Genomic DNA, 12283 nt, shown 5'->3' on the forward strand with positions numbered 1-12283 from the left:
CACGTTTACTATTTCCGGTCATCAGAATATAAAAGTGCTGATCGTTCGATAGGGATATCGAGTGTATGAATGAAATCTTAAGCGACGACAGAAGGTATCACAGTCATGAAGGAACCGGGACATGCGGTTAAGTCGAAGAGATGGAAATTTTAGCTAATTCGGCCTCGAGCGCAATTTTCACACGCGCATATTCTTTCGATAATTCAGAGAAAGTTCCCTCTAATTGAACCGCATCGCCTCCACGACCTTTTTCTTCCAATTCCGAGCACAGTTTTCCCAACGTCAGTGCGCCCATATTGCGGCAACTTCCTTTGAAACCATGGGCGGCCTTCATCAGCGCATCGGCATTACTCTGTTCCGCAGCTTGCTCGATGGCCGAAATATGTTCAGGGCCATCAACCAGGAACTGTTGGATGACCTCTGCGAGAAACGTCGGATCATCACCAGACAACTCCCGTAACCCGTCAAGTGTTTCGGCATCCAGGGAAGATGAGACCGATTGGTCATCAGGTTGGACAGTCATAGTTCTGTTTTCTCCATGTTGAAGGTTGTGTTCAGCATTATCTTGGGTTGAAAGCTCTTTTGGTTTGACCCATTCCATCAGAACGGCTTCTAAGGCTTCGATTTTCACGGGCTTTGACACAAAATCATCCATCCCGGCTTTGAGACAATTTTCTCGATCTCCTGGCATCGCATTCGCGGTCATGGCGATGATGGGGACCCGCCGCTGGTCGCTGGTTGCTCGTCTCTCGTCAGACGCACCAGATATCTCTTGGTCTCCGAGCGACGAGTCACGAGCGACGAGCAACGACTCTCGTTTTCTAATCTCCTGTGTGGCTTCGAAGCCATCCATCTCCGGCATTTGACAGTCCATGAGCACCGCATCATAGGTAATGCGGGAGACCGCTTCCACGGCTTCGCTTCCATTGGCCACCACATCAACTCGATAGCCCAATTTCTCTAACATGCGCACGGCGACCTTTTGATTCACAATATTATCATCGGCAACCAAGAGCCGGCCCTCTTGCCGTCGCTGGGCCTCACGCAGGGTATACTTCGTAATCAAATCTTTCCCCCCTCCCACCGGACCTTTTATCACCTGCTCTAAACAGTCACGGAGCTGATCGTGGTGCAGTGGCTTGGTGAGATACGCGGCAATCCCCGCCTCTTTCGCCGCTGCAGCATCTCCCCGCCTTCCCAGAGAAGTGACCAAAACGATCTTAATGTCGTTGAGCGCCGGATCGGCTTTCACTTGTCTAGCCAATTCCAACCCGCTCATTTCCGGCATTTGATAAGCCAGCACCAACAGATCACAGGGCTGCCCTTGAGCCTTCGCGTCTCTCAAAAATGTCAGCGCCTCGAACCCAGATTCGGCGCTGAGGCAGGTCATCCCCCAGGCCTGCGCGTAATGATGCATGAGGAGCCGATTGGTATCGTTATCATCCACCACGCACACCCGCCGCCCTTTGAGGCTTGTGCTCATCGTGATCTTGTTATTTTTCTGGTTGACTTGCTTTTCAAGTTGAATGGTAAACCAAAACCGACTGCCATGGCCGGGGGTGCTCTCCACGCCAATCTGACCATGCATGAGTTCGGTTAATTGCTTGCAAATCGCCAAGCCCAGCCCGGTGCCACCAAACTTTCGAGTGGTTGAGCTATCCGCTTGGGTAAACGGTTGAAAAAGGCGTTGCTGCGCTTCAGCGGTCAATCCAATCCCCGTATCCATCACCTCGATTCGAATCGTCACCATTTCCGGAGTTTCGTTTTCAGGAACGACTTGGATGACGATTTCTCCCTGTTCCGTGAATTTGATGGCATTGCCCACGAGGTTCAGCAAAATTTGCCGAACTCGTCCTGGATCGCCACGAACCGCCGTCGGCACTGAGGCATATACCAACCCCACCAACTCCAACCCTTTCTCCTGGGCCTTGGCCCCTACAAGGTCGAGCACATCTTCAATGGCAATCCGCAAATCAAAATCGAGCGTTTCAATGTCCAGTTTGCCAGACTCTATCTTGGAAAAATCAAGAACATCATTGATGATACTCAACAAGGCATCCGCCGAATGCTGGACGGTCTCGGCACATTCCCGCTGATCCTTGGTCAAATTGCTTTCCAATAACATGCCCGTCATGCCTAACACGCCATTCATGGGCGTCCGAATTTCATGGCTGACCATCGCCAAAAATGCCGATTTCAGGCGGACGGCCTCAAAAGCCTGATCACGGGCTTCCACCAAATGGGCTTCAAACTGTTTTCGTTCCGTGATGTCACGGACAATCCCAGCGAACACTCGTCGTGAATCCATGTGTACGACGCTAAGGGAAAGATCCAACGGGAAGACAGACCCATCCTTCCGCCGGCCCTCAACTTCTCTTCCTTTTCCAATAATTTTCCCTTCCCCTGCTTCTTCATAACGTGTCCAATATCCATCATGCTCTTCATGATGGGGTGATGGCATCAGCATAGACACATTGTGACCCAAGACCTCATTTGGTTCATATCCAAATATATCCTGCGCCGCTTTGTTAAAGGATTCGATAGCACCGGCTTCGTCAATGGTAATGATCCCATCCCCTGCCGTATCCACAATGCCCTGTGTTAAGCTCATGGCATCGAGTAATTCAGCTTCCACTTTCTTTCGTTGGGTGACGTCTCGAAAGGTCACGACCGCGCCCACCATTTCTCCGAGAGAATTTCGTTGAGGAGTGCTGGCATATTCCACAGGGAAACTGGTCCCATTTTTTCGCCACAATACCTCATCGTCCACATAATGAACCGAGCCTTCATTGAAGGCCGCATACATCGGGCAGTCTTCACGAGGATATGGGGTGCCATCCGCATGAGTATGGTGCACCGTGGCATGCATAGGCATACCAATGAGTTCATCGGGATCATAGCCCAACATCCGCGCAGCAGCGGGATTGACAAATGTGGTCACTCCATTCAGATCAAGGCCATAAATCCCTTCAGCCGCAGAATCGAGAATGATGGCATTTCGTGCCCACAGCTCTTTGTTTTCTTCTAGAATATGCCCTAATTGTGTGGCATTGGTTTGAGCCACCTCCAAGGCCTCTATCGTGGCCTTTTTCGACCTTTCGAGACGGCGAACCATGATCAACAACGTTCCAAACAGGGGGAGAATCATGGCGACGCCGGCCAGACCTAACTTCATCTCGATCTCTTGAATCGCTGCGAGAATACTCGCTTTATCTCGGCGAATGAGCACCCCCCAATGAAACCCCGGCACCTCTGGAATGGCTCGCACTTTCGCATACCCCGTCAACACAGGAGTGTTTCGACGGGTATGGAACTCTTCCACAAACCCCGCCCGATTGGAAGTCACGGCCCAAGCAGAAGGCACAAATTTATCGCGTAAATTGACTATCCCTTCCTGAGATAACACATTTTCCAAGAGCACCATGCCCGTCTGGCTCAAAAGCTGCCATTCCAGTTGGGAAGAAGTGTTTCTGCGGTCAAACATCGAGTCAGCCGCAATACGAAAAATGTGGCGCATATGATCGATATTAATATAGGCAACCACGATTCCGATAACATTTCCCCCTGGATCCATCACAGCATTGACCAACGTCAGGACCAACGAATTGCCGAGCCAGGGATTGGGTTGAACATCTTGCAGGTCCAAGTTCGGATGGACCTCTCCCAAGTACCATGCGAGATCCTCACCGAGATTCTGTCCCACCATCTGAGGAAGATTGGACGCGACCACCTCACCATCAGGATTGATAAAACTCAATCCAGAAAACGATGGAGAGGAGTTGGCCACACGAGAGAGGTAGTCACCGATTACTGTAGGATCACGCTGTTGCAAAAAGGGGGATTTGGCAATGAAGTGCATATCCCCTCGGCGTTCCAACAAATTTTGGTGCAATTGGTCTGCGATGCTTTCCGACATCATGGCCAATCGCTCTCCTTCCCTGGCGACTAAAAACGCATGCACCTGGAACGTGGTGCCGGCACCAACCCCCACCACCACCAGCACCATGGCCACAATCACCATCGGCAGCCAGTTGGTCAGGGGCTGTTTGTCCGAATATCTTGGTGGCTGGGAAATACTCTCATTTGATGCGAAGGACCTCGATGCATCACCTCGTTGTGAAAGGCTCATCACGCATTGAAGACCAGTTCCATAGGCCGCCAACCTCAGAACATGCCACCACCACCATCCCGCATCCCACAATGTGGAGAGTTCGAACAAGATCCCAGCGGCGCCGAATAACAGACAATGAATGGAAAACAACCATTCGTCGATGTGACCGGACTCACGAAACTCCCGAATAAATCCTATGGCAGCCAAAAGAAATCCAAGCCCGCCAATGATATTGAGTCCTCTGGCCAGGGGGGTGAATTCTCTTCCTTCCACCATGATGGGAAGAAAGTCGGCCATGGCCAATGAGGCAAGGCTGAAGACGATCACACCACATCCAATACCGACGGGGAAGGCGAAGCGGTAGCAGGGTGAAACGCTTTTCCGAAGGTACGATCCCAACATAAACAATGTACCCCCGAAAAACACGGCCGTACTGTGGAACCAGACGAAGGTATTCCCAGGATTCATGAATGCATGAATGGCATCCAACACGCCCATACCAACCATTCCACAAGCCACCCAAAGATACAGACTCTTGGTCTTCGTCTGTTCATGACCCAACAAAATAATAGCCAGACACAAGGCCAAGAGCGCACCGATGCATTCAATAAATGTATGAAATGCATGATCCTTCCATCTCCAGTCCGGATACATCACGTCCGAAACCAGGCTTCCCATAATGGGCAAGCCCAATCCCAACAGCACAAGGAGTGCCAGCCCTGTGGAGAAGGGAAGGAACCTCATGTCACCGGAAACTGTCGATTGGTTAGTCATAATCAATAGATACGTGAGGACGAATGGTTTGGTGCCATCGTCTGCGTAACATTTTTATTCCTTTTGATTAAAAGAAATAGGGTCGTCTATCACTTACAGAGCTATGAAGAATATCTTCGGTTCTCAAGCAACATAAATTAATAAATATTGACCAGATTTTGGGATTCACACATGGAGCGGTGGTTCTGCCGTGACATTTGACAGGGAGAAGGTGACAGTAAAAGCGGAGGCGGGGTTTTTTGTTCAGGCCGCTTCTAATCGAATAATTCGTTCGAGCACCTTTTTTCGGGCAGCCTGGTAGGGTGGTTGGCCTTCAGTCATGTTGAGAAAATTCTGGTAATGTTGAACAGCCACCCCAACCTGGCCTTGCGCTTCAAGAGAATAGGCTAAATTTAACTGGACCTCCGGTAAATCAGGTGCAATCATTTCTGCTTGCCGTAGCGCTTCGACAGCCTCCCCATAGAGCCCGCGCTGCTGACTCACCAAGGCCCGTTGCACCCACAAATGTGGGATGGCGGCGTTTCGCGACAACCCTTCCAAAAAGGCTTCTTCCGCTTCTTCAAATTGTTCCAGCCCCAGATAGGCGGTTCCCAACCAAAACCATGGTTCCCACGTTTCCGGTGGCGTCACGAAGAGCGGTTTGAGGAGGGTCATGGCATGACCATACCGACGTTTTTGTATCAGATATTTAGCCTGAATCAATTTGGCTTCCGTCGGCGTGGACGTATGGATCCTTGGTTTGCCCGAGGCCTTCACAGATTTTGATGGTGTGACTTCAGAGGAAGGCTCAGACAACGGTGTCTCCCCAATGGAAGGGGGTTGCAAAACTTCTGACGATATCGCTTCCTTTTTCTGAGTTTCCTTGGGCAAAGACTTGGGCGTGCTCGCAATTTCTTTCTTCTCGCGCGGGGCCTCCTTGACGACCTCCATCGGTTTCGGTGGAAGGCTGGCTACTTCTTCGGACTCGATTGGTTGAGCCTCTTGCGTTGAGATCTCAGGGCTGGCTGTTTCGGAACTCGCTGCATCCCGCGACTCCGAATTCGCATCAGACACTTGCCCTTCTGTAGCTGTGACGTCAGCCTCCTTGGCTACTTGGGGAGAAGCAGCACTTTCCTCAAGAGGCGGCGGGCTTACCGGCTTCGGAATCACTTCTTGATCTGGACTGACTCTCGCCACCTCAGGCATGAGAGTCAGCCCCCAGAGATAGGCCCCTACGCCGACGGAGACCACCCCAACAATAATGAGGGACCATCGCAGAATATTTCGAATGGTTTTTGATGAGGTCTGGGGAGAAAAAAAATTGGGTTTGGAAGCATTGGAAGCAGGCGAGGAAGGATTTCCCTCGGTCTTGGTTGCGGGCTCAACACTCCCTGAAGGACGAGCCCGCTCAGCCTGTATTCGATTCAACGCATCGGTGACAATACTCATGATTTGTATTTCGTCGTTCGTATCTCGTCTTGCGTGAAGCAATTCACGTCGTGCGCATTCCGATTTATATGTTTTTACGAGATACGTTTCACGAAATACGAGATACGTTTTTTTCTTAATTCATTCCGGCAATTTCCCGTTTCGCCCGCCAGAGCATGAACGCATTCACGTCAAACCGATGATTGGCATAGGCCGCTAGTAGGGCGCGGTCACAGAGTTGGTTGATGCGGCGAGGCACGCCGCCGGTGATGTAATGCGCAAGCATCATGGCCCGATGCGGAAATTGAAACCGCGCATGTTTGCCGGCCCTATTGAGCCGATGCTGGATATACTGCATGGTGTCATGCCATTCAAAGGGCATCAGTCGAAACCGGACACTGATGCGCTGAGACAGGGGACGCAATACCCGATTCGCCAATGTGCGTTCCAATTCAGGCTGCCCCACAAACAACAAACACATCAGTTTTTCTTTTTCCGTATCCAAGTTTGACAACAACCGGAGTCCTTCCAAAACTTTGGGGCTTAATCGGTGCGCCTCATCTACCAAGACGGCCACCCGCTCTCCACTTTCGGCGAGCTTGAGCAACACTTCCGGCAACACTCGCTGCAACCCCCCAATGCTGCGATCTTCCGGCACCAGGCCGGTGAGGTCTTGGTAGATGGAGGTTAACAAATCCGCATAGGATTGGTCGGGATTCAACAGATAGGCAAACCGCACGCCTTCCGGCGGATGACGCAACAGGTACCGACAGAGCAAGGTTTTGCCAACACCGACTTCCCCCGTCAGCATGGTCAGCCCCCCACTGGCGACACCATATCGAAGGTGATCGAGGGCTTCTTTATGATGCTGACTCGGAAAGAAGTAATCGGTATCCGGCGTGATGCGAAACGGCGATTCTTCAAACCCTAATTGTTCGTAGCATAGTTGAAGGTCAGAAGTCATAGTTAGGTTACCTTCACGATTTTGGCTCTCAGGAAAATAACGAGTTCGCTTTTGCGTTTTGCTTGAAAACTACCCTTGAATAGCCGCCCCAACCCTGGAATATCTCCCAATATCGGGACCTTGCGCTCAGTATCGGAAAGCTGATCTTGAATCAACCCGCCAATGATCACCATTTCTCCATCCCGCACCCGAACTAATCCTCCCGATTGTTTGACATCGATGGTCGGAGCAGTAGACCCATTCGGCGACACCACCGGAGTCCCCAAGGTCGTAATGATGGGAGACACATCCATCATGATCCATCCATCTTGCGAAATCTGTGGCGTCACCGATAAGACAAGACCGGAAGTCACCGTTCGCACTTGTTCAGTAATGATATTGCCCGATCCACCCACACCCTGCGTGGTGGTCGAGGAAAAAAAGGATTGATCGGTTCCAACCTTAATCAACGCCGGTTGATTATTGAGGGTCAGGATTCTGGGTTGGGAGACAATTTTGACTTGCCCCTGTTCATGCAACGCTTGCAAGACCACATCGAAACTCCCATCGGCAAACGAGATCGCCGCGGTCGCGGCTGGGATCGCGAATCCACCAGCCGCCGCCGTCACAATATTGGTCAAGTCGATGGTGCCATTGGTGCTTCCATTTGTTTGGTTAAATTCAATCTGATTCCAATTGATCCCCAAACTATAATCATCGCTGAGTGAAACCTCATAAATGCGAGCTTCGATTTCGACTTGCCGGTAGAGCGACTGGCGGACATTCACCAAAAATTGGCTGACTTCTTCAATACGTTTATGCAGGTCCGTCACTTGAATCGTGCCCGAAAGGCGATTGACGACGAGTCGCCCATCCTGGGACAGCAAGGCTTTCACCTGGGTCTCGAGTTCTTCCCAAAATTTGATTTGGTCTGATTGGCTCAAGGACACCTCACCGGCATCTTGGCCGCCGCCGGAACCTGAGGTCACTTGGGCTTTATTCCGTCCTGACCCTCCACGCTCTAAACGAATATAATCTAATGTGAAAGTCCGGGTTTCCAATCGGCGGACCACAATCAGATCGTCTTGCTTTTCCCAATAGAATCCATGTGTCTCCAACAATGCAGCCATGGCCCGATCTAATGACAGCCCCTGGAAATCCACAGTGACTTCACCCTCCACATCAGGGCCCACCACAAGATTCAATTCATTCACGCGTGAAAAAAGTCGCAACGCATCGGCAAGGGGCATGCCTTGTGCACGAAAACTAAAAATTTGTTTTGTAGGTGCCGATTTGTTAAATCCCTCACCCGGTTTCCCCAACGGCATTCGATCTTCGAGAGAAAAGGGTTGGGGAGAAGCCACAGTTGATGACGCTTTCCCCTCACCATCACGTTGATCCTTGGCATTATTGCTCTCCAGGGCTTTCCCAACCTCCGAGGGAGGGAGGGGTTTCATTTCCGACATGGATGACGAGTCGGGAGAGGTGGCACAACTACCCAGAGCACCGACCAGCACCAACCCCGTCACCAAGGCCGTGAGGGAATTCCAGTGTTCCTGCCCACTCAACAATGTCTGAATACGAAATGATTCTTTTTTAACCATTCTGGGATTCCATCTTTTTCTAAGAAGCTTCCGGTGTCTCTTTCTGGACACCACCAAACTCCAGCCATCGGGGTTCATTCTTACCCAAGAGTCGAACTCCATCCCGTTGGATTCGATCAACAACATAACCGTGAATCTGTTCACCCTCTCTCACCAATTCCCGATTGATCATGGCGAGGCGGGTTGACCCATCGACGAACACCGCATGCAGATTGATGGCCGATGGAGTCACCGATCGAACCGTTCCACCTTCCTGATTCCCCACTTCCTGAAAAAATTCGCCTTGAAGGAGTGAATCCGTGGCAGCAGGCTGAAAGGGATCACCGCTAATTTCCTTGGGCCAGCCCACCGTAATGGGCTGAGACGGGACAGTATCCAAGGAGGCAACCTGGTTGACCGGTGACGCGGCCACCGGAGTCGGAGGAACAGGTGCGGGGGTCGGAGCAGGTGCAGGAACCTGCGCCACTTCCACCGCCAAAGGGGAGGGCGACTTCGAATCAAACACCCGGACGTAAACGGTAATGAGTGCCAACACACAAAGCGCGCCGACGACCCACGGATTGTTCAGAAGGTTTCTCATACCGGTTGCTGTAAAAACGTATGGAGTCGAAGTTCCATTTTCAGGGCACCTTGCCCCAACCCCAGGAGTTCGATGGATTCAAAGTTCATCTTCAAGGTCTCTTCGCTCAAGGTTCTGACAAATTGCATGAACTGGTGATAACCCTGCGCAGGACTTTTGGCTTGCAGCGTCATCTCCATAGCCACGCGTTGGACATCTGGCACACCCTGAACCGGACTTGAGGCTTCATCGATTCGGTAAGTGAGTTCCAGCCCCAGAGACTGGGCCTGGACATTCATCTGGGCCACCCAGTGGACCAATTCCGGGTAATGCTCAAAACTCCCTTTTTTCGCCGCCGCCCATTCATTCCTTACCGCCTCTGCCTCATCTTCCGACCATAATTCTTCCAATGAGGCCACCTGCCGACCCAGACTAAACGAGGTGTACATGTGAGATTGCGCCTCCGTCACCAAGGACAATCGAAAGGTGATAGACCAGAGGACAAGGAGGAGACAGCCAAAGATCAGGCTCCCGGCGCTCACACGTTTCACCAGTTCAGGCGACAACGATCCCTTTTTAAGAAAACTATTGAATGGTTGAACCATGTTCATCATCTCGTTCACCGTTGACGTGGCTCGAACTCGTTCGCTCGTCGCTGGTTGCTGGTCGCTCGGACAAGAAAAGGAAGTACGACAATTTTTTTCTCGAGTAGCGAGCAACGAGACCCGAGCGACGAGCGACATTGGTTGTTTGCGAGCGACTCCTTCATCCAATCACTCCCTTGATCGCGAAACTTCTCGTTTCCTGCTTATCCCCAAATCTCACTCCCCGGCGCAGGGCATCAACCCAATGCTCTCTCCAGCCCTTGGTCATCACCATATGAAAAGGACCGTCCGTGAATTCTTGTTCCAGGCGGGTCAGTTGTTCCGCATTTCGGGTAAAGTCTTCACTCCCTTTTCCTGTCATTTCCACCACCCAACGACCTTCGGTACGTCGAAGAGCCACTTTGGTGAGAATCAAATCTTTGGGAACAACCTGGCCCAGATAGGCCATAAACCATGCCGGAATAGGCGGCTCGTATTGGTCCTGCAAGACCTGAGTCTTTGTTCGGATGTCCGCCAATTCGGCGTATCGGGCTTGCCAGGCATCTCGCTCCTGGGCCAACTCCAGGGTTTTAGGTTCCACGGAAGCGGTTAATTTTTGCCCTTGCTCAATGAGCCCCTCGATGACGCCCGTCGTACTGATCGACAAACAGGCCAACCCGACCATGACCGCCGCACTCACCTTGCGCATGGCCCTTCGTTGAGGAGCTTTGCGCACTTCTGCGGGAATAAAATTACAAGGATGGTTTGCCGCCAACGTAAGACTCACCCAAATCCAGTAAGCCGGATCCGGCACAATCGGGCTGGGCATTACGGGAACTGTGACATGAGATTGAAGAGATTCCGCCGTCAGCCATTCATCTTCACCCATGAGCCATACTTGGCTGACTCGTTGCCCCAGTTGCTGTGTGGCAAAGAGCAAGGAGCGCGTGATTTCTCGGCCGATTCGTTCGGGTTGAATTCGACTGTGCTCGTTGGACATGAGGAAGCGATCAAACAACGGTTTGCCATCCCCAGTCGCCACCACGAACACCACCCTATCCCAGGCTTTGGTGATGAGAAGCACGACTTCCTCGGGCTCGGCACCTACCGTCAAAATTTGATCCATAAACGCGGCGGACAAGGGAAACATTTGTATAGGCTGTAACTGTTGTTCTTCGCAGGCCCGTATGAGTTGTTCCACATGATCTTTGGGCCAGACATCAAGTAAAAATCCCACACGACCGCGACCGGCTAAGGCTTTGCGATACCGCCAGACCGCCGGGCCCTCACAGGCCTTTTCCTGGTCGGACATCCGTTTGAGATACGTGTCCATGTCGGCGGGTTTCATGGGCGGCACCAAATGGTATTGATGCACACAGGCCAGATCTTCGACGAGAAAGCCGACTCGCTTCCCTTTGAAATTCGTCGCCTGCACTGCCTCGGCTAAGACTTCTCCTAAATGATCAAACGAATCCAGGGGACGTGGACATACCCAACTTCCGACAGTCTTGCCTTTCACCACAGCGAGGGCACGAAATTGTCCGTGGATCAAACTGACCCCTAACATGGTTTTTTTAAATGGTTTTCCACTGGCCATTTGTCAATCCTCGATTTTCAGGGTTCCGTGGACAGCCCACGAGTCTCCTCCAACAGGAACTAGTCCTTCATGTTCTGTTTCGGAAAGTCTGATGGATTTCTTGACCGTTAATAGTGATTAGCGCTCAAAAGAGGAGAAATTCAGGGTTCCGGCAGGTACGATTCGGAGAATTGTCCAAAATATTGCGGAAAATTTTAACTATTTGGACCTTGGGACCGAAAAGGACAGAGAACAAATTGATTAGTCCCACATGAAACACTTCATAAACTATCTGATCGGTTCTCAATCACCAAAAACCAGTCCGTCGATTTCGAGGGAAGGGACGGAGATTGCCGATCGCCGAAAATTTCCACGCTTGGAGGTACCACAAGGGGTGCCCCTTGAAGCAGAATTCATAACGCAGGACGAGATCTTGTGGGAGACTCGATGCATCGATATCAGCTCCGAGGGAGCCCAGATCGAATGTTCTGAAGACGGGTACCCGAAGGCGGAGGAAGGTGACAAGGCACTGCTTAAGCTCCAATTAGGCGGAGTGAAAGTCGATCTTCCTACTATTGTCATGAGTCGGGAAAAAAACCGGATCAACTTGTTCCTCCCTCTCGATATGATCTCCCAAAATCAAGAGCAAGAAGAAAAGTTCTTTCGCATTCTTCTGACCCTGGACCGGGCTATCCGGCGAAGAAAGTTTCAGTAATTTTCAATTC

General features: G+C 51.3%; 8 protein-coding genes. 1 reads left to right on the plus strand and 7 read right to left on the minus strand.

Annotated elements, in window-relative coordinates; all coding sequences use genetic code 11:
- Positions 1–127 precede the first annotated feature (127 nt).
- The 7 genes from PPG34_RS08325 to PPG34_RS08355 all read right to left on the minus strand — a co-directional run bounded on the left by PPG34_RS08325 (position 128) and on the right by PPG34_RS08355 (position 11579).
- Entirely contained in the window at positions 128–4885 is a 4758-nt protein-coding gene (locus tag PPG34_RS08325) for a PAS domain S-box protein (RefSeq protein ID WP_313832742.1), read from the minus strand.
- Between the two features lie 243 nt (positions 4886–5128).
- On the minus strand, positions 5129–6313 hold the full coding sequence (locus tag PPG34_RS08330; protein WP_313832743.1) for a tetratricopeptide repeat protein: 1185 nt from the start codon (positions 6311–6313) through the stop codon (positions 5129–5131).
- Positions 6314–6428: 115 nt separating this feature from the next.
- Positions 6429–7256, minus strand: coding sequence for an ExeA family protein (locus tag PPG34_RS08335; RefSeq protein ID WP_313832745.1), 828 nt, complete (start codon positions 7254–7256; stop codon positions 6429–6431).
- A gap of 2 nt (positions 7257–7258) precedes the next feature.
- Positions 7259–8839, minus strand: a complete 1581-nt coding sequence (locus tag PPG34_RS08340) for a hypothetical protein (RefSeq protein WP_313832746.1) — start codon at positions 8837–8839, stop codon at positions 7259–7261.
- Positions 8840–8858: 19 nt separating this feature from the next.
- Positions 8859–9419 carry a hypothetical protein gene (locus PPG34_RS08345; protein ID WP_313832748.1) on the minus strand — a complete coding sequence of 187 codons (561 nt, stop codon included), beginning with the start codon at positions 9417–9419 and terminating at the stop codon, positions 8859–8861.
- Positions 9416–10171 (minus strand): hypothetical protein, encoded by a 756-nt coding sequence (locus tag PPG34_RS08350; RefSeq protein ID WP_313832750.1) that lies wholly within the window; start codon positions 10169–10171, stop codon positions 9416–9418. Before PPG34_RS08350 ends, PPG34_RS08345 begins: the two co-directional genes overlap by 4 nt.
- Positions 10164–11579 carry a type IV pilus biogenesis protein PilM gene (locus PPG34_RS08355; RefSeq protein WP_313832751.1) on the minus strand — a complete coding sequence of 472 codons (1416 nt, stop codon included), beginning with the start codon at positions 11577–11579 and terminating at the stop codon, positions 10164–10166. The genes PPG34_RS08350 and PPG34_RS08355 overlap by 8 nt, the downstream gene beginning before the upstream one ends.
- 250 nt (positions 11580–11829) lie before the next feature.
- On the opposite strand from PPG34_RS08355, the gene PPG34_RS08360 reads away from it, so the two are divergent.
- Positions 11830–12273 (plus strand): PilZ domain-containing protein, encoded by a 444-nt coding sequence (locus PPG34_RS08360; RefSeq protein ID WP_313832752.1) that lies wholly within the window; start codon positions 11830–11832, stop codon positions 12271–12273.
- Positions 12274–12283: the final 10 nt, after the last annotated feature.

The sequence above is a fragment of the Candidatus Nitronereus thalassa genome (genome assembly GCF_032191465.1).
Classification (GTDB): domain Bacteria; phylum Nitrospirota; class Nitrospiria; order Nitrospirales; family UBA8639; genus Nitronereus; species Nitronereus thalassa.

Bases quoted from the DNA above. Each gene is read 5' to 3' on its own strand.
- PPG34_RS08345 (WP_313832748.1), bottom strand. From the start codon at position 9,419: ATGAGAAACCTTCTGAACAATCCGTGGGTCGTCGGCGCGCTTTGTGTG.
- PPG34_RS08335 (WP_313832745.1), bottom strand. From the start codon at position 7,256: ATGACTTCTGACCTTCAACTATGCTACGAACAATTAGGGTTTGAAGAA.
- PPG34_RS08355 (WP_313832751.1), bottom strand. From the start codon at position 11,579: ATGGCCAGTGGAAAACCATTTAAAAAAACCATGTTAGGGGTCAGTTTG.
- PPG34_RS08325 (WP_313832742.1), bottom strand. From the start codon at position 4,885: ATGACTAACCAATCGACAGTTTCCGGTGACATGAGGTTCCTTCCCTTC.
- PPG34_RS08360 (WP_313832752.1), top strand. From the start codon at position 11,830: ATGAAACACTTCATAAACTATCTGATCGGTTCTCAATCACCAAAAACC.
- PPG34_RS08330 (WP_313832743.1), bottom strand. From the start codon at position 6,313: ATGAGTATTGTCACCGATGCGTTGAATCGAATACAGGCTGAGCGGGCT.
- PPG34_RS08340 (WP_313832746.1), bottom strand. From the start codon at position 8,839: ATGGTTAAAAAAGAATCATTTCGTATTCAGACATTGTTGAGTGGGCAG.